Here is a 19106-nt window from a genome sequence, read left to right as displayed (position 1 = left end):
GGGAGTGTTGAGAAATGAAAATTGAAAAAATAATAGTCCGTAAAATGAAAATGACTATGAAATCACCATTTGAAACAAGTTTTATGACGCAGCAAGAACGTATTTTCTTAATTATTGAAGCGTATGGTGAGAAGCATGTTGGTTATGGAGAATGTGTAGTTAGTGCCTATCCTTATTATGGAGAAGAAACAGCTTCAACGGCATTCTCTATTATTGATGAATTTTTAATACCACTTGTTATTGGTCAGGAATTTAACCACCCAGATGAGGTAAATAAGAAATTTGCCCGTGTGCGACGTAATAATATGGCAAAATCTGCTGTGGAAGCGGCTATTTGGGATTTATATGCAAAAGAGCAGGGCATACCTTTAGCACAAGCACTTGGCGGAGAGAAAAAAGAAATTACAGTTGGCATTAGCATAGGCATTGAAGATGATACGAATTCGTTGCTGGAAAGCATTGAAGGTTATTTAAAACAAGGATTTAAAAAAATTAAAATTAAAATAAAGCCCGGAAAAGATATTGAAGTACTGCGAGTAATCCGTGAGCGCTTTGGTGATATTCCTTTAATGGCAGATGCCAATTCTGCCTACTCATTAGAAGATCTACCATTATTTAAAGAGATGGATCAATTAAACTTATTGATGATTGAGCAACCGCTTGAGCATGATGATATTGTCGATCATCGAAAATTACAAAGCGAACTCAATACACCGATTTGTTTAGATGAAAGTATTCATTCATATGATGATGCTAGACGTGCAATTGAACTTGGTAGCTGCAAAGTGATTAATATAAAGGTAGGGCGTGTTGGAGGCTTATCTGAGGCTAAAAAGATTCATGATTTATGTCAGCAGCATCAGATCCCGGTATGGTGTGGGGGAATGCTAGAATCAGGGATTGGTCGTGCTCATAATATTGCGATTACAACACTGCCGAACTTTATAATACCTGGTGATACAGCTCCTTCTGCCCGTTATTGGCATGAGGACATTGTCGAGCCAGAAATCGTCATGGATGACCAAGGACATATCCAAGTTTCCGACTTACCTGGTATTGGGTATAATGTAGTGCAAGATAAATTAGAAAAATACACGCTAGAAAAATTTATTTATGAAGCATAACAAAGGCCACCCAGCTATAAATATGGGTGGCTTTAGTAGATCTAAAAATAGTAAGGGTTTTATGAGCAAAAGTTTTTGTTACAATCACTTAATTCTAATCGGAATCCAAACTTGTTATTAATAAAAGGTGCTAATCAGTGCCCCTATTAGTCTGTAGTAATAGAGGCGCTGTTTTTTATAATTTGAATTTTTTAAGTTCTACAGACAATGTGTTTGTCATGTCTTGAAGTTCTGAAACCTTTTCACTAATTTTTTCGAATGATCCTAGCTGTTCTTGTGTAGATGCGGATATTTCTTCTGTTCCTGCTGCGGTTTCTTCCGTAATAGCGGAGATGTTTTCAATGGCACTGTTCATCTGCTGGCTCATTGCGCTAGTTTGCTCCATATCCCTCGTAAGGTGCTGTAACTGATCATTAATGTCTAAAACATGTGTGGCAATCGCCTCAAATGACTTTTCTGTATCGGTCATCGATTGTAATTGTTCTTTTGAAAGCTGATGTCCACGGTCAGCGGTAGAAAGGATGAGCGTAATGCCATCATGTATATGCGTCACCATCGAGGAGATTAAAGTAGTAGCTTTTTCTGTTTCATGAGATAGTTTTTTGACTTCCTTTGCTACGACGGCAAATCCTTTTCCGGCTTCTCCTGCACGTGCCGCTTCGATGGCAGCATTTAATGCTAGGAGGTTTGTTTGATCCGCAATAGCGTGGACTGCATTCGCGGCACCTTCAATTTCTGTTGTGAATTGAGAGAATTGCGTAACAGCCTCTTTGATACTAATCGAAGTGGATGAAACATCATTCGCGATAGAGGATTGCTTTTCTAATGAGCTACGACCATTTTGAACTGCAGTAAGTGCCTGGTTGCCGTTTATGGCAGATTGTTCACTCGCCCGTTGAACAGTCGTAAATTGATCTGCCATGGTATTCATAAGGATAGCAGTTGACTGGATATCCTCTGAAATTGTTAGGCTTCCCTTTGCTAATTCATCCGTTGATGTAGCAATCTGTTTATTGCCGTCGTTTACCGTTTCAATATAACTTGTGACATCTCTTGTAAATAGACCAACATTTTTACCTACATGATCAATAGATTGTACGGTGCTTTTTAAGCTAACAATCATTTTGGAAAAGTTCTCAGTCAGTTGATCCACTTCATTTCTACTATTTTTCTTATAGGATAGGGAAGAGGTGTCAATTGTCAAAATCCCTGCAGCCACCGATTGTGCAAAATCCACGATTCGATTAATCGGGGTTGTAATTCTTTTCGTTGCGACATACGAAAAGATGATAGTAGCAATAATTAAAAGGATACTGCCTATGATTGTTGTCGTGGTAATAAAAGAAATCTTTTGCTCTGCCAAATCATTCGTTTCTTTATACCATTCATTTGTTTCTTTTTTTAGTAGATACATGTCGTTTAAGATTCCGGATATTCTGATTGCTTGTTTTTTTATCTCAGGTCGATTGTGGGCAAGAAACCCCGCTTCTGTAGCTTTTGCTAACTCATCGTATTTACCCTCGATTTTTTTGATGATTGCCTTATGATCAGCTACTGTTGCAATCGTTGAGAGTTTGTCTACATTTACTTTCGTTTCTTTTAAAGTGGAGAGAGCTTCATTTTTATTGGCCTCACTATTTAAATAAGTGTAATTATTTAGTGATTGGCTCGCAATAACTAAACTTTGCTCAAGTTCTTTTACTGCTAGTAATAGTTCTGTATCATCTTGTGCAGTTGTTTGAATATCCAATGTTTGAACGATAATAAAACCAATCATAGCCATTGCGAGGACAATAGGTATAAGTATGTTCATAAATAATTTTTTTCGTAGTGTCACTGGCTATTCCCCTTTTCTGCAGTAACTTTTATTTTACCTGAAACAATATCTTCTTTTGCTCGTTCAATGGCAGTCTGTTGCTCAGGTGTAAGTTTAATAACACGTATATCCGCAAGTCCGACCCCGTTATCAGCTAAACCGAATGAAAATGATTTGTCGGAAATTTTCCCGTCTTCAACTAATGTTTTAGCCAATGTAAAAACAGCTTGGTCGACATTCTTTAACATGGATGTTACGACAGTCTTTTCTGCTATGTAAAATTGATCTGTATCAACTCCGGCCGCATATTTGCCCATTTCCTCTGCTTTCTTTATGGCACCGAAGCCTGTGAATCCCGCTGCATGATAAATAAAATCTACGCCGTTCTTTATGTAACGTTCTGCGATGGCGGCACCTGCCTTGGCATCATCAAATGAGCCAGAGTATTCACTAACGATTTCAATATTTGGATTAAAATATTTAGCGCCTTCAATAAAGCCGTTTTCAAAATGATGGATAACCGGAATATTTACACCACCAATAAATCCTATTTTTCCAGTTTTACTCGTCATTGCAGCAACCATTCCAAGTAAAAAGCTACCTTCCTGTTCTTTAAAGGTTATGGAAGTAATATTTGCAACATCTGATTGTCCATCAATAAGGACAAATTGCTGATCTGGATATTTCTTCGCCGTCTTTTCCAAAGCTTCCTGTGCAGAGAAGCCAAGACCAATAATGACGTTATACTTTTCTGTGACAAGTTCCTCTAGCTTCTGTTCGTAATTGCCATCAGGTGCCTCTTTATAATCAAACAAAATACCTAACTCATCTCGTGCTTTCTCAAGCCCTTTAAAAGCTGAGTCATTAAACGATTCATCACCAAGCCCTGCATCTGAGAGTAAGATGCCAATTTTATAGTCATCCTTCGCCTTTTCTTGCGGAGAAATTGTACAGCCTGCTAATAACAAAGCTATTAGACAAAAGCCAATCAAGAATTTTTTCAAAATGAGTACCTCCAATTATTATCGGTAAATAGTTATTATATGTCAGATGTCAGACGATATTTTTGTTTTACCATTAAATACTATCAGATTTTTTACAATTTACTACAGGGAAATCGGTTCAAATCATTCTCGATATTTTCTAAGCACTGAGTATTTAGTTTGTTTTGAAGTGGATTTTCTCTATGTATATAGTGAAAAAGGTAGGGGGATATTGTGAAAAACTTATATATTTTGCAAAATTAACCCTTTTCTTTGTCAATTAAAATAGCCCTACAAACATCTAAAGAGTTTGCGATGATTAAACTGCACCAAATAATTTTAAAATATTTTCGATTATATTTTACATAACCGCCTTTTAGCTAATGAATTTACGTAATTATCAGAATTAACACTGAGTTCTGATTTTGGTTATTATGAAAGTTAGCATAAAATGTTAATAACCATTAATCACTACGCTTGCAAGCAGTCTTGAAAATTACCCGCGGCAGGGTAATATCCGCGCGAAGAGGAAGAATACCCGCGGCATGGTAATATCGGCGCGAAGGGGATACCCGCGGAAGCAGGGTAAATACCCGCGGAAGCAAGGTGAATACCCGCGGAAGCAAGGTAAATACCCGCGGAAGCAGGGTGAATACCCGCGAAAGCAAGGTGAATACCCGCGGAGCAGGGTAAATACCCGCGAAAGCAAGTTGAATACCCGCGGAGCAGGGTAAATACCCGCGGCAGGGTAATATCCGCGGAAGCAAGGTGAATACCCGCGGAAGCAGGGTGAATACCCGCGGAAGCAAGGTAAATACCCGCGGAAGCAGGGTGAATACCGCGGCAAGGTAATACCCGAGGAAGCAAGGTGAATACCCGCGGAAGCAAGGTGAATACCCGAGGAAGCAAGGTGAATACCCGAGGAAGCAAGGTGAATACCCGCGGAAGCAAGGTGAATACCCGCGGAAGCAAGGTGAATACCCGCGGAAGCAAGGTGAATACCCGCGGAAGCAAGGTAAATACCCGCGGAAGCAAGGTAAATACCCGCGGAAGCAAGGTAAATACCCGCGGAAGCAGGGTGAATACCCGCGGAAGCAAGGTAAATACCCGCGGAAGCAGGGTGAATACCGCGGCAAGGTAATACCCGCGGAAGCAAGGTGAATACCCGCGGAGCAGGGTAAAACCGCGGCAGGGGTAATATCCGCGCGAAGAGGAAGAATACCCGCGGAAGCAGGGTAAATACCGCGGCAGGGTAATACCCGCGCGAAAAGGGTCATTTGGTGTGAAGTAGAATTGAAGGTAAATAAAACAAAGAAAAATTTGTTCTAACTTTTTCATTTTAGCTTACACTTACTATAGGACGAACTTAGTGTTGAACAAGGGAGGAAATGTCATAGCGAAAAAAATGGGAATTGTCGCGCTACTTATATTCGGTGTTTATGTGCTGTGTATGTATTGGTATATATTCCATAGCGGTGGTGGAACAATACCGCGAGCGATGCAGGGGACAGCTGCAGATCCAGTGATGTTTATGTCTGAAAAAGAACTATACTTAAGCGGTGAATATTCTAAAATACGGAACTTCCTTTTCTTTGTTGCTACACCTTTGGAATGGTTAATCTATTTCATGATTTTAATTATGGGCGTATCGCGTTATTTCGAAAAGGTAGCGACGTCACAAGCAAAATGGAAGCTGTTACAAAATGCAAGCTACTTATTTTTATTATCACTTTTACTATATGTTGTACTATTTCCACTCGATTATTATCGTTACAATTTAAGCAAAACTTATGGGATTAGTACACAAGCATTCTCCTCATGGATGCGAGATGGCATTCTTGATTTTTGGGTTAACTTTGGCATGAGTTTAATTATCGTGTCGGTCCTTTATTGGCTCATAAAAAAAAGTGCCAAAAGATGGTGGTTATATGCATGGATTCTAACGATTCCCTTTACAATATTTGTAATGTTTATTCAACCTGTAGTTATTGATCCTTTATATAATGATTTTTATCCGCTAAAAAATAAAGAGCTAGAGGAAAAAATTCTATCTCTTGCTACACAGGCAAATATACCAGCAGAGCACGTATATGAAGTTAATATGGCACAAAAAACAAATGCTTTAAATGCCTATGTCACGGGGATAGGTAGTAATTCGAGAATTGTGCTGTGGGATACAACGTTAAATCGTTTAACGGATAATGAAATACTCTTTATTATGGCACATGAAATGGGACACTATGTTGAAAAGCATATTTATTTTGGTATTGCTGGCTATCTTCTGTTGACGTTGCTAGGGTTATGGCTAACTGCAAAAGGTTTGAGGTGGTTGATTCGACGTCATGGACATGTATTAAACATTAAAAATGTTGGTGATATAGGTTCTTATCCTTTGTTTTTGCTCCTAACATCTGTTTTATTATTTGCGTCGAGCCCTCTGTCAAATTATGTTTCGAGGTATCAGGAAACGAGAGCTGATCAATATGCGATTTCACTAACGGGTGATCGGGAATCTGCCATTACTGCATTCCAGAAGCTAACGATTTCTGGATTGAGTGAGGTAAATCCACAGTTACTCGTAAAGTGGTTCCGTTATACGCATCCGCCAATGCTTGAACGTATTTATAAGGTAGCGGAGAAGGCTGAAGAGCATAAAGAGGAGCCGGTAAAAGAAGTGCCGATAAAAGAGGAGCAGAAAAAAGAACATCAGAAGAAATAAATGTCGGTGTTTTAACTGTAATAGTGCGTTTTTTGAATGAATAAGTTGGGTATTCTAAGGGAAAGTAGTTCAAAACTCGTACGTTCATGATAGGGGAATTGTTATGCGTAATATTGTTGTTATTACACTGTCATCGATAGTAGTCGCCTTTGCCTACAATTTTTTGTTAATTCCACATGAGATTTTAAGTGGGGGATTAAGCGGGATTGCTATCATGCTTGGGATTGTTACACCCTTGAATACAGGGGTTTTAAATTTACTATTGAATTTGCCGCTGCTTATTTTAGGAGTTCTAAAGCTAGGGAAGCGATTTATTGGATATACCATTCTTTCAGTAGTTGTCTTGTCAGTAAGTTTGTATATTATCCCCATTCATAAAGCTACACAAGATCCAATTCTTGCCTCATTATTCGGTGGGGTTATTGTGGGCTTAGGGATGGGTATGATTTTTCGTGCGGCAGGTTCCTCTGGAGGTTTTGATATTATAGCGATGCTGCTAAGTCGCAAACGTGATTTTCCACTGGGTACATTAATCTCAGCGATGAATGGGGTCGTTGTAGCTATCTCCGGATTTGTTTTTAGCTGGGATGCGGCATTACTGACGCTCGTATCGATTTATGCTACAGGAAAGGTAGTCGACACCATTCATACGAGTAATATTAAATTGACACTGATGATTATTACGAGCAAGGGCGAGGAAGTAAAACAGCAGCTACTGGAAAAGCTTCATCGAGGTGTAACCATTATGGATGCGAAGGGAGCTTATTCAGGCGAAGGGCGAAAAGTTTTAATTACCGTCATTACACGCTATCAGCTTGCTGAAGTTAAAGGTATGATCAAGGAAACAGATCCTAAATCATTTGTTAATATATTGCAAACTACTGAGGTCATCGGTATGTTTGATCGAGGCATAAAGTGAATAATATGTTTTGCCTGACGCTCCTACTCGCTAATTTGTCAGGTAATTCAAAATAAATATTCATTTATTTTGCACACGTTTATGATTATACTTAAAATAATCGAACGTGTGTTTTTTATGATTTTAGAGGAAAGGGGTTACATAATGAACAAAGAAACAATTCACTCTTATTGCTTAAAGCTTCATGGAACAACGCATGATTACAAAGAAGAATGGCAAGCAGATCGCTATCATATTGGGGGTAAAATGTATGGGATGATGGGCGGAGATGCTACAGGAAGACCGGTACTTACAGTAAAATGCGAACCTAAGCGAGCGGAAGAGCTGAGAGAAGCTTATGAAAGCATTATTCCAGGCTATTATATGAATAAAACACATTGGAATTCAATCTATATGGATGTAGATGATGTACCTATGGATGTAGTTGAAAAGTTAATCCAACACTCTTATGAGTTAGTGTTTGGAAAGCTAACAAAAAAAGCTCAGCAGGAAATTCTGAAATGAAGTGAGAGAACAAGCAGGAGAAATAGGGGATGCCAGCGAAGAAAAACTAAGGTGAAAGAGAAAACTGCTCAGGATAATCAAAGAATTGATCGGGTGCGAGTGAAAAGTGCTCGGGTTGCTCAAAGAACTGCTCAGGTGCAGGAGAAAAGTGCTCGGGTAGGTCAAAGAACTGCTCAGGTGCCAGGTGAAAGTGCTCGGGTAGGTCAAAGAACTGCTCAGGTGCAGGAGAAAAGTGCTCAGGCCAGCCAAAGAACTGCTCAGATCCAACTGGTATTTGCTCTACTAACGAAAAGAAATACCTGCAAGTAGTGATTCCCCATGCGAAACAACAAATATATGAAATTAAAAAAGAATCTGCAAGTTTCTCAAAGCTTAAAATCTCGGAGAAAACAGATTCTTTTTTGTGTTACCTAGTTATAGCCACGTTCACCAAATGGCTGAAGCTTGTCGAGCCATTTTTGTTCCAGCTTTTCTAGCTCTTTTTTGGGATCGAAATAGCCTTCTTCTTTTTTCTTCAAATATTCCACAACTTCAATATCAAAAGCATCATTGCCGAAGGTGTTGTAATCAGCTTGTAGTTCTTTATTCGTATGTGTATTTGTTTTTAACATAAATTGAAAACCGTTTAAGCGTTTTAAATTATTGAAGCTGCCAACAAACACTTTACCATTTTGTTTATTAGTCATGGTGAAAACACCAGCTTCGATTTTTATTTCTTTATACATTTCCTTTAATTCTTTTTTATGGTCCATTGCTAACCCTGCTTTCTTATTTTTTTATCCAGTACGCACTGCCATCCTCTTTTCGATCCATGAAGCCGTATTCGATTAAATAGCGACGTATTTGCACATAGTCCTCATATATCGGTTGGATTATTTCGTTTAATTCCTTTTCGGAATACTGTTTTGTTTCATCGAAAAGCTTTGTGATGGCACGGAGTATGACAATTTTATGTTTTTCACGCTTTGGGAATCGGACAAGCTCTTTGTCCAAACCATTTGGAAAGTACTTTTCGAGTAATTGCTGTTCTTCAGAAATCGTAATATTATAGCGATCATCGACCATCGTTGCCGTTTTGTGAATAGGTACAAAGCTGTCTTCCTTTTGATTTTGTTCTTTTAAAAGCTCCATCATTGCAAGAAACGTTTTCGCTTGTCGTTCCTTTTCTTTCAGTGCAAAACGATGGTGACGTATCGTTGCTGCACTACCAATTTCCAGCTCTTCTTTAATGTCTTGATCGCTTTTTCCTTCATAAAATAAGCGTAAAATATGACTTTGATGATCAGTTAGTCCTGTCATTTTTTTATGAAGGCCATTTAAATAATGAAATACAGATCGATGGACAGCGGTCATATGATGTTGCATAAATTTTTCTGCCTCGTAGAGAACACCTTCATGTGGATAAATAATACCCTTTTCAATTTTTTCTCCGCAAAGCAAACAAGTGAAGTGTGTTGCGTCATCATTGTAGCCTTTTTTTATGTCATGGATCGAAGCCTGCCAAAATAATTCATGTACATCCATTGGAAATCCTCCTAAAAAACAAACGAATATTTATTTTGTTTGCTTATTTATTATTAAAATAACAAATTGTTTGGATAAAATCAATAAAAACACATCGTTTTATAAACGATGTGCGAAAGTGTTTATTTATTTTTCTTTTTAAAAATAATAATCGATACGATGGCTAGCACAATAATTGTGACGACAATAATGATCATGCTTGTTGAGGTACTTAGTATGTTTCCATGAAGGTCATAGACAATGCCATACACTTTTTTGTATTCTTCTACCTGTGAAGCAGGCGCACCTTCGAAAACCTTGGAAATTGAGCTCTCCATAAACGCATTGCGTAATAGTAAAGTTGTGTGGCTAATAGGAAAATACATAATAATATTTTGAGCAAAGCTTGGAAGGGCACCAACAGGTACATAAACACCACATAAGAAACCGAGTGCTGTACCAATGATTGTACTGAGCGTTGAAAATGAATGTTCGCTATTGGCAAGTAACACAAGGAAGAGATTAAAAACACTGGCAAGTAACACAGATAAAACTAGTATGCCGACTACTTTCAAGAAATCCCCAAAGCTAAGTAGCTGACCGCCAGTTGATGCGATAAAAATTTCGCAGCCAATAAGGGCGATAAAGGAAAAGATACAGCCAATGATAAATGAATTTAATACATAGCTAAATTGGATGGTTGCCCGTGAGATGGGTGCTGTTAAAAAATCAGCTTGCGCTTTTGATTCAAGGTCCCTAACAGCAATGCCATATGCAGCAAGCGTAGTGGTAACGGCGATCATAGAGAGTAAACCAGCGACAATCCATTCATTGACCATTGTGACCAATTCTGGAGTTGTTTTTATCATTTCCTCAATGGCATTAATTTGTGATTTTTGAAGAAATACTGCGTAAAGGACAATGACAATAATGACAGAAAGCAGCGAGTAGAAGACTTGTGTTTTATTACGTCTGAAAACCTTGTTATTTCGTTTGACTAAGCTAAATAATGCTTCCATTAAGCTGCACCTCCCTCGGCCATAATATGAAGAAAGACATCATCCATCGTACCTTTGATGACTTCAAACGAAGCAATAAGCGGCTCCGCTTTTTTTAAGAGCGTTAAAGCATGAAGTGTCGAGTCGACTCGGATAGAGAAAATACCTAGTTTTTCTGTATAGGAAATAGCATTTTTCTCGAGCCACTGTATCCCGTCAGAACTATTATGAAAAACAATTGCCATTGAATCATAGGCGTATTTGGTTTTAAGTTCATCAGGTGTCCCTTCAGCAACAATTTCTCCTTCTTTTAAGACGATGACTTGATGAGCAACTGCCGCTTCCTCCATATAATGCGTTGTTAAAAAAACAGTCATATTTGTTTCAAGCTGAAGCTGCTTTATGGCTTGCCAAACGAATTGACGTGTTTGTGGATCAAGCCCAGTTGTCGGTTCATCTAAAAACAATATTTTTGGTCGATGGATAAGGGCTCGAGCAATATCAGCGCGCCTTTTTTGACCACCTGATAAAGTGCCATATTTGCGATTTTCTATATCAGCTAAATGAAGATATGTTGAAACAAATTGATAATTATCGGCCAATTGCTTTTTCGATAAGCCATATGTTTTACCACGATGTAGTATATTTTCCTGCACCGTTAATCGTGCATCAAGTAAACTTTGCTGGAATACGACACCAATGGATTTTCGAATTTCCCCATTGTCATTGCTTGCATCAAGTGTATAGCCATTAATATTTACTGTACCGCTTGATTTTTTTAATAATGTACAGAGTATTTCAATGGTCGTTGATTTCCCCGCACCATTCGCACCTAAAAAGGCGAAGAGGGAGCCATGTTCAACCGTGAACGAAATCCCCTTGACGGCCTGTTGTTCACCATATTGCTTACATAGATTTTCAACTTGTATAGCAAAGGTCATATTGTTTATTCCTTTCTTTTTTGAATTTCTTGATTGATTTTTGCAATATCACTTTTTTGAAGTACATAAATAATGCACCAAGCGATAATGAAAATAATAGCTTCACTTATAAAAATGTACGTAATGCTTGAATGTTCAAACCAACGTCCGAAATAGCCTGCAATCATGACACACAACGTAACCGCAATTACATGAAGAATAAATTGAGCGATAAAAGGTAATCGTTCAATATCATAGATAATGGACAGTAGACCTATTACAGCCCCTAGTATGGCAGCAATGATAATTTGCTCAAGTAATTCAGGCCCTGATACCACCGCGTTATTAGATATGACACTTAATGTTACTAAGGCGTAGGAAGAGCTTAGTGATATGAGTAAACCGATTGTCATCATACGTATAAATTTTTTCATATTAGGAGTCCCTCCCAATTCCTAAGTGTTGTTTTAGTTCTTTTAAATATTTGCGGCTAACATGGACGGACACATCGTTTTCTAAAATTAATTCTGTTGTTCCGATTTTACCCATTTGAATAGAGGCAATTTTGTTAATGTTAACGAGTGTTGATTTGCTGACTCGAGCGAAGTCTTTCGCTAATTGTGCTTCTAGCTCATATAATTTACGCTTCGTTTCGAATTCTTGTTCTTCCGTTTGCAAAAAGACTTTTGCACCCTCTGCGTAAATGGAGTAAATATCCGAAATTTTTAGCATATGAATTTCCTGCTGAAAATAGCCATCTAACATCGTTGTTTGTGAAGTTTGTAGCTGCTTCATCAGTCGTTCAATTTGCTCGTTGTATTCCTTTGCATGTATATGAACCTCAGTTTCTTCTAATGTACTATTGATTGTTAAATGAATTTTCATTGGAGGCCTCCTTTACATATCCCCGCTATGGAGAAACACTGAATCAGGTAATAATAATGTAGCATAGAAAATTTTGGCTTGGAGAAAATCTTGGATAAGAGGTTAAAATTTGCAGATAACAGGTTTAAATTTAACGATATATGACCTTGCGAAAAAGTGGTGAAGTAGAAAAATAGGCAGGTTCACGGCATAATAGAATGATACAGTCACGAGGGGTTGCTTCTATGTTTATTTTTGACAAGCACATGTTGATCACATTATGTATTGGTTTAACAGGTGCGATTTTATTTAATGTATTACATATTCCAATGCCGTGGTTACTTGGCGCTATAGCTGCGGTGCTAATTGTTCAGTTATCGACAAAGGTACAATTGAAATGGCCTAGATATTTTCGTAATTTTGGTTTAATCGTTGCGGGGTATTCCATTGGTTTTGCGTTTACACCAGAAGCGGTGCAGGATATTAAACAATTTTTAGGAAGTATGATTGTTTTAAACGTTTTATTTATTGTATTGTTTTTTGCTATTAGTTATTTAGTAGCAAAACGCACGGATTTAGATTTTGCGACTGCGTTGACATGTTGTGTACCCGGTGGCATGTCCCAAGTTGTTGCCTTTGCCGAGGAGCAAGAGAATATGGATATGGTCGTGATTACGTTTTTCCAAATTTTACGGGTTCTTTTGATAGTCGGCTTTGTGCCATTAATGGTGTCAGGCGCAGGGGGAACTAACTTAGTTGTCAATGGAGCGTATTCATGGAGCCTAGTAGGATTACTTGCTGTGTGTGGCGTAGCCGGTTGGCTAGCACAAAAGGCAAAAATTCCGACAGGCTATATGCTTGGCCCAGTGTTTTTATTGATGGGCATAAATATGATAGGAATTGATGTACCGAAATTGCCATTATCACTACTGCATATTGCACAGCTGATGATTGGCATTTACATCGGACTTTTATTGAAAAAAGAGGACTTACATTTATCGAAGAAGCATGTGTTTTACGCATTTGTATCGGCGGGTATCTTTGTTGGCGCAGCTTATGGCTTAACATTTGTCATGACGAGTTTTTACAGCCTTGATTTTCGAACGGGTTTTTTAAGTATCGTACCAGGTGGGCTTGATCAAATGGGGATTATCGCTGCTTCGGTTCATGCAAAGGTTACAATCGTTACCGCATTTCAGCTATTCCGAGTGCTGATCGTATCCGTTTTCCTCGTACCGTTTGTGAAGATGTTCGTGAAAAAAGTGAAAATCTAGAGGCTGATATGCTGAGAAAATACCAATTCTGTTAAATGGATATAGAGGATCAAAAGGTGGCCTTTTATCAAATTTATCTATTCAAATACAAAGTCCGGGGAATGTTACTGTTCGTAAATTTCCCCGGACTTTTTTGTAGTTAGGTCTTTGCCATCTTCTAAAACAATATCTTTTCTACTTAGGAACGTTCTTTAGAATTAGTAGAAGTTTTCAGCAAGGAAGGCACTGTCCAATAAGTACCCATGCGCCACAACCATTCAAATGGACCAAATTTAAAGAATTTTGCCCAGATCTTACTAAATAGTAATTGGAAAATGTATATACCTACGCAAATCCAAAGAGATTGGATGAGATGAATATTTTCCATAAGGTGAAAGGCATTACCGATTATTAAGATTAGCGCTGTTTGTCCTAAATAATTTGTTAATGCCATACGGCCGTAGTCCTTTAATGGTGAAAGTAAGACCTGGAAAAAAGGAAGTTGCAGTAAAAGCATTAATAAACCTACGTAAAAAGCCGAAACAAATGGGCTAAATTGAAGCCCGATAAGTGGAAATTGTTCAACATTTGTCACATGTTTTGTATATTCGTCTTCTGTGATATTGTCAAAGTCCACCATTCCGTCTGGGACATAGTGCCATTGATACAGCAATCCTCCTATACTAATAACGAACATAATAACTGTGAAAATTAATATATTTTTACGATTGTCGTTGATTTTTTCAAAAATCCGATACTGCCCAGCAGCTAATCCTAGTAAAATTAAAGGGAACGGCATTGCAATTTTTATGCCAAAATAAGCGGTTACCCCTAGTAGTATAAGCCCGATAGTTAAGTTTATTTCTTTACGAACTTTGTAAAATGGTAATGCGATTAGCCCAAATATTGCATAGAGGGTTAATGCTTCTCCAGGTTGGAAATAAAAGTGGATAAGTCCTATTAGCAATAAAATAATCATTCTTCTAATAAATAATTGATTTGCATGTTCATTTTTAGCTATTGCACGGGAAATAAAAATATAAAAACCTACACCAAATAAAAATGAAAAAATGGTGAAAAACTTACCTTCCACAAAAAGTGTTAAAAATCTATCATATGAAACATCTACAGATGTATTTGGTAGATTAATCCGCAGTAATCCTGGAATATTCACTAAAATAATTCCTAATAAAGCAAATCCTCTGAGATAATCTAGTGTATCAATTCGTTTGTTTAATTCAATTGGTTGCATTTTCTCACTCCTCATTGACAAAGTATACGGAAGTTGTCCATAAAGTAGTAACGATGAATGTTACGCCAATCTTACAAAATCGTCATATAACATCAATGATTTCCTGGAAAATGAGTGATTAATTTTTGTGGTTATGGCTGCATGAATATAACCGGTACCATCTTCTTTATGACGTTAAAATCCTAAGGTTCGGTTCGCTTCGGTTTTGGACCGAGGGAGACACACAATCTAACAATTAGAGACTTTACCCTTAGGGAAAATTACATAATGATCAATGATTTTATAATTACATTAAACTGGCCGTACTAAATTGTATGATTGAAAAAGATATATCTAAATGGCAACTACACCTTTGCATTACAAAGTAGTTAGAGTTGTATAAAATCTATTTTTGATAGTAATTTAAGTTAGCCACTTTATTTTCTCTTCACAATTTCTCATCAGATGATATTATATAATTTTCTCCATAGTAGCTTAAATACCACCAAAACTTCTTAATGGAGGAATACTGATACGGCAAAAGAAAGCAACAGAATTCAAGAAAATGAAGAGGTACAAGCTGAAGTAACTGTTTCGGTTAAATACCAGGGAAAAACATTCACCAATATCAAGTTGCTGTAAATAGGAGGGCAAGTAAATTGAGTAATCTCACACGTTTTCGTACACAAATTCTAATAAAAGAGGCGTTTATAGAGTTATTAAAAGAAAGACCATTTTCATCTATCACAATTAACCATATTTGTGATAAAGCAATGATTCATAGAAGCACTTTTTATCGTTATTATGATGATAAATTTGAACTCTTTCATGATGCTACAAACTCCATAGCGATAGATCTATTTAAACAAATGCAAGGTTATGATTTGGAACGTACATTATTTGAAGAAGTGATTGACTATATAGATGCTAATCGCGCACTATTCTTAAACATTACCATTAAAAATAATAACCATGAACTATATGACAAGTTGATTCAATTAGGTGCAGAAATTTTACTTGAAAACTCGAAAAAAAATAACGATTTACTTTCCAATAAAATTCGAAATTCTAAGTACCCTATTGTATTATGTGATTTTTATTGTAGTGGATACTTTGAGATTGTTAAAAGGTGGATTAACAATGACTATCCTTATTCAAAAGAAGAACTTCTTTATATCGCCAAGAATTTACAGATAAATGAACCATTTTAAGACAAACGTCTCATTTTGATACAAATATTCATTTTTACTCGTCGATTTCCTCCAATGCCTATGCTAGATTTATGTGCATAGATAAGGGAGGAGTAATGTATGAATAAAATTTTTGATAAGATTGGTCACTACATCCTAAAGAATTCAAAGATAAATATTATTTTTATAGCATGTTTAACAATCTTTTTTGCGTTTGGTGTAACAAAACTTGAGATGAAGATGGGAAACGATGTATTTATAAGTAACACATCAGATGTTTATAAATATACAGCTACGTATCAAAAGCATTTTGGTGGAGATGGTTTATACGTAGTATTGAGTGGGAATAGTGATCAATTACTTTCACAACAAACTAATAAAGCAATTATTGAGTTTACAAAAAAAGCACAAGAAATCGAGGATCTTACAGGATCCACTAATTATGTAGGATTGTTAAATGAAATGCTGTCATCCACTTCTCCTCCTCTTTCAATGTTTGGTACAAATGAAGCGAATAAAGAGCTTGAAACTGCCTTGAAAAATGCCATTCCAGATGAAAAAATGAAAGACATCAATAATGATGTGAATAATAGCTTAACTGATGAGCAACATGAGAAAATTGCGGTATTTACCCAACAACAACTTTCTGATGAACAGCTTCAAAAGATGCAAAAACAAATGTCTGCTCTTGGTCATATGCCTTCAACTGATGAACAAGGGCAATTAACGCAGGCTATTTTAACTAACAAGCAAAATGATGACATTACAAATTACACGCAGTCAATCTTAACGCAGCAACAAAAAGATAATGTGCAAAAAGCTATCATTAAAGCGCTGCCAAATGTTCAAAATATGAATGATGATTTACTGCATAAAATCGTCTTTTCTAACAAAGGGAAAGTTCCAGATCAACTCGAACAACTTATCCCTGGAAATGGGAAACATGTTGTCATTCAGTTGCATACGTCAAATAATACAGAAATGTCTACTTATGTACGTGTAAATAAAGAGTTAAAAAAACTCATAGAAAATACGAATTTCAATCCGAACTTATCCGTCAAAGTAGCAGGGATGCCAGCTATACTAGGTGATATACAGGAAGAAGTCATTGTAACTTTAGGCATCATGCTTGGTTTAGCTATAGTGTTGATGATTATTGTCCTATTTTTTGTATTCCCTGTAAGACGCCGAATTATCTCCTTAGCTTTCGTTTTAATTGGGCTACTATGGACATTTGGTTTCATGGGATGGACTGGAATTCCTATTACACTAGCAACTATGGCTACATTGCCAATTATTATTGGTCTTGGCACTGACTTTGGTGTTCAATTCCATAATAGGTACGAGGAAGAATTTAGGAATAATCAATTTGACGCAAAAATAGCCACAATAAACGCAGTTCGTCACATAGGGCCTGGTGTAGGGATTGCTGTTTTTATAATGGCCTTAAGCTTCCTCACAATGTTCTTATCGAAAGCACCGATGATGCAACAATTTGGTTTAACTTTAGCTATTGGTGTTTTATTCTGTTATGTTGTTGAATTAATCATGATGTTCTCAACATTCTATATGCTGGACAGTAAAAAATCGGCTAATGATTTTAAAAGTACTACAGATAAAAATACGTTGATATCACGTTTTTTAAATAAATATGCTACTGTGGCTATGAAACTTGCTATCCCGATCCTCATTGTTTCGGTTACGCTATCTGGTCTTGGATTTATGGCAGAAAAATCTATACCGACTGAAACAGATTTAACAAAAATGATTCCACAAAATATGGAGACATTAAAAAATACAAAACAGTTACAAAAGATAGTCGGTTCTACAACATATATTACTTATTTAGTGGAAGCAAAGGATGTCACGGAACCAAAGGTGATGTCTTGGATGCTAACTGAAAGTGAAAAGGTAGAAAACAACTATAAAGATGTTAGTGATGTCATATCACTTCCTACTGTTATTTTACAAATCAATGGTAAAGGTGATTTACCAAACTCTGCTTCGCAAGTAATGAATGACCTAGAAAATGTACCAAACTCACTAAGAGAAACTGTTATTAGTGATAATAAGAAATATGCAACCATTCAATTTCAAATAAATCCGGATCTTTCTTCAGTTGAACAATTGAAATTAATGGATAAAATAACGAATGATATGCAAGTAATAGACGGTGTAAACATAAATCCTGCGGGTGCACAAGTTATGATGCTTTATGGTATTGATAACATAGGTGCAAATAGTGAACTGATGATTGGTGCGGGGCTCTTCATTATTTTCCTTTCTTTACTTTTTGTCTATCGCCGAGTTAAGCATGCTCTTTATCCGTTGATACCAATTATTTTAGTATTAGGCTTTTCGCCTGGGGCTTTAAAAATGCTCGATATTTCATACAATCCGCTAACAACGGCGCTTAGCTGTCTTGTACTAGGGATTGGAACAGAGTTTACCATTCTGATTATGGAAAGGTTCCGTGAAGAAGAGGAGAAGGGATTATCTGCGCAAGAAGCGATTCGTGTTTCTCTTTCAAAAGTTGGGCAGGCGATTACTGCTTCTGGAATGACAGTTATTGTTGGCTTCTCGACATTAATCTTTGTTAACTTTTCTATTTTACGAGAATTTGGTATTACAACCGTTATAGATACAGCACTTTCCTTATTTTGTGCATTAACGATATTACCAGTATTAATTGTTCTATTTCGAAAACGTAATCAATAAAAACCACATGAAAAAGCGTTATCTTTCTTAATGATTTAAGAAAAATAACGCTTTTTTTAAGTGAGATGCTGAAGATGGACAAGTCTTGAAAATGTTATATGATGAAGGGATTGATTTCAATTTAGAGCATAATATTGTTTTTTTATTGCGTGTCCAAGTGAAATAGACACAATTTATATAATAAAATCACAGCGAGAGGAAAAGTGTACAATCAATATGCGTAACATAATGAAGTTATTGGGGAGAATGCCTGGTTGGAATGGAAATGCAATCACTTCGTTCTAAGTATTCCAGAATTTGTGAAACTGATTACTTATTGTAACGTCTTTAATATCAAAGCGTGAAGGGAGAAGAACATTGTTTA

The 19106-nt window shown here is 36.8% G+C and carries 17 protein-coding genes; 8 read left to right on the top strand and 9 right to left on the bottom strand.

Annotated elements, in window-relative coordinates; translation table 11 throughout:
• Window positions 1-14: 14 nt before the first annotated feature.
• Window positions 15-1124, top strand: coding sequence for an o-succinylbenzoate synthase (gene menC, locus MOK21_RS12135; RefSeq protein ID WP_249074230.1), 1110 nt, complete (start codon window positions 15-17; stop codon window positions 1122-1124).
• Window positions 1125-1299: 175 nt separating this feature from the next.
• On the opposite strand, the gene MOK21_RS12130 is transcribed toward menC, so the two are convergent.
• Together MOK21_RS12130 and MOK21_RS12125 are read right to left on the bottom strand one after the other, a co-directional pair.
• A complete protein-coding gene (locus MOK21_RS12130) occupies window positions 1300-2961 on the bottom strand; it encodes a methyl-accepting chemotaxis protein (RefSeq protein ID WP_249074229.1) in 1662 nt (553 codons plus the stop codon).
• A complete protein-coding gene (locus MOK21_RS12125; RefSeq protein ID WP_249074228.1) occupies window positions 2958-3944 on the bottom strand; it encodes a BMP family lipoprotein in 987 nt (328 codons plus the stop codon). Before MOK21_RS12125 ends, MOK21_RS12130 begins: the two co-directional genes overlap by 4 nt.
• Window positions 3945-5316: 1372 nt before the next feature.
• Between MOK21_RS12125 and MOK21_RS12120 the strand changes: the two genes are divergently transcribed.
• The 4 genes from MOK21_RS12120 (at window position 5317) to MOK21_RS12105 (ending at window position 8374) form a co-directional block, all read left to right on the top strand.
• Window positions 5317-6642: a M48 family metallopeptidase gene (locus tag MOK21_RS12120; RefSeq protein WP_308221927.1), complete on the top strand. Its 1326-nt coding sequence runs from the start codon at window positions 5317-5319 to the stop codon at window positions 6640-6642.
• A gap of 103 nt (window positions 6643-6745) precedes the next feature.
• Window positions 6746-7561: a YitT family protein gene (locus MOK21_RS12115; protein ID WP_249074227.1), complete on the top strand. Its 816-nt coding sequence runs from the start codon at window positions 6746-6748 to the stop codon at window positions 7559-7561.
• A 144-nt stretch (window positions 7562-7705) separates the two neighbouring features.
• Window positions 7706-8065, top strand: a complete 360-nt coding sequence (locus MOK21_RS12110; RefSeq protein ID WP_249074226.1) for an MmcQ/YjbR family DNA-binding protein — start codon at window positions 7706-7708, stop codon at window positions 8063-8065.
• Between the two features lie 51 nt (window positions 8066-8116).
• Complete coding sequence (locus MOK21_RS12105; protein WP_249074225.1) at window positions 8117-8374, top strand: hypothetical protein; 258 nt, start codon at window positions 8117-8119, stop codon at window positions 8372-8374.
• 101 nt (window positions 8375-8475) lie between these two features.
• On the opposite strand, the gene MOK21_RS12100 is transcribed toward MOK21_RS12105, so the two are convergent.
• The 6 genes from MOK21_RS12100 to MOK21_RS12075 all read right to left on the bottom strand — a co-directional run bounded on the left by MOK21_RS12100 (window position 8476) and on the right by MOK21_RS12075 (window position 12371).
• Entirely contained in the window at window positions 8476-8817 is a 342-nt protein-coding gene (locus MOK21_RS12100) for a GIY-YIG nuclease family protein (protein WP_249074224.1), read from the bottom strand.
• 16 nt (window positions 8818-8833) lie between these two features.
• Window positions 8834-9589, bottom strand: coding sequence for a DUF2087 domain-containing protein (locus MOK21_RS12095; RefSeq protein ID WP_249074223.1), 756 nt, complete (start codon window positions 9587-9589; stop codon window positions 8834-8836).
• 122 nt (window positions 9590-9711) lie between these two features.
• Window positions 9712-10587 (bottom strand): ABC transporter permease, encoded by an 876-nt coding sequence (locus tag MOK21_RS12090; protein WP_249074222.1) that lies wholly within the window; start codon window positions 10585-10587, stop codon window positions 9712-9714.
• Window positions 10587-11507, bottom strand: a complete 921-nt coding sequence (locus MOK21_RS12085; RefSeq protein WP_249074221.1) for an ABC transporter ATP-binding protein — start codon at window positions 11505-11507, stop codon at window positions 10587-10589. The genes MOK21_RS12090 and MOK21_RS12085 overlap by 1 nt, the downstream gene beginning before the upstream one ends.
• A 5-nt stretch (window positions 11508-11512) precedes the next feature.
• The gene (locus MOK21_RS12080) at window positions 11513-11920 is read right to left on the bottom strand and encodes a DUF3021 domain-containing protein (RefSeq protein ID WP_249074220.1); all 408 of its coding nucleotides are present in this window, start codon (window positions 11918-11920) and stop codon (window positions 11513-11515) included.
• Between the two features lies 1 nt (window position 11921).
• Window positions 11922-12371 carry a LytTR family DNA-binding domain-containing protein gene (locus tag MOK21_RS12075; RefSeq protein WP_248718428.1) on the bottom strand — a complete coding sequence of 150 codons (450 nt, stop codon included), beginning with the start codon at window positions 12369-12371 and terminating at the stop codon, window positions 11922-11924.
• A gap of 224 nt (window positions 12372-12595) precedes the next feature.
• On the opposite strand from MOK21_RS12075, the gene MOK21_RS12070 reads away from it, so the two are divergent.
• Window positions 12596-13624 (top strand): AbrB family transcriptional regulator, encoded by a 1029-nt coding sequence (locus MOK21_RS12070; RefSeq protein ID WP_249074219.1) that lies wholly within the window; start codon window positions 12596-12598, stop codon window positions 13622-13624.
• 178 nt (window positions 13625-13802) lie between these two features.
• On the opposite strand, the gene MOK21_RS12065 is transcribed toward MOK21_RS12070, so the two are convergent.
• Entirely contained in the window at window positions 13803-14855 is a 1053-nt protein-coding gene (locus MOK21_RS12065; protein WP_249074218.1) for a DUF418 domain-containing protein, read from the bottom strand.
• A 638-nt stretch (window positions 14856-15493) separates the two neighbouring features.
• Here MOK21_RS12065 and MOK21_RS12060 point away from each other — a divergent pair.
• Window positions 15494-16045 (top strand): TetR/AcrR family transcriptional regulator, encoded by a 552-nt coding sequence (locus MOK21_RS12060; RefSeq protein ID WP_249074217.1) that lies wholly within the window; start codon window positions 15494-15496, stop codon window positions 16043-16045.
• Between the two features lie 99 nt (window positions 16046-16144).
• Entirely contained in the window at window positions 16145-18742 is a 2598-nt protein-coding gene (locus tag MOK21_RS12055; RefSeq protein ID WP_249074216.1) for a hydrophobe/amphiphile efflux-3 (HAE3) family transporter, read from the top strand.
• Window positions 18743-19106 lie beyond the last annotated feature (364 nt).

This window comes from Lysinibacillus sp. BPa_S21, assembly GCF_023337795.1.
Classification (GTDB): Bacteria; Bacillota; Bacilli; order Bacillales_A; family Planococcaceae; genus Lysinibacillus.
Note: the sequence above shows the minus strand (reverse complement) of the source record. Positions and strands in the feature narration are given on the sequence as shown.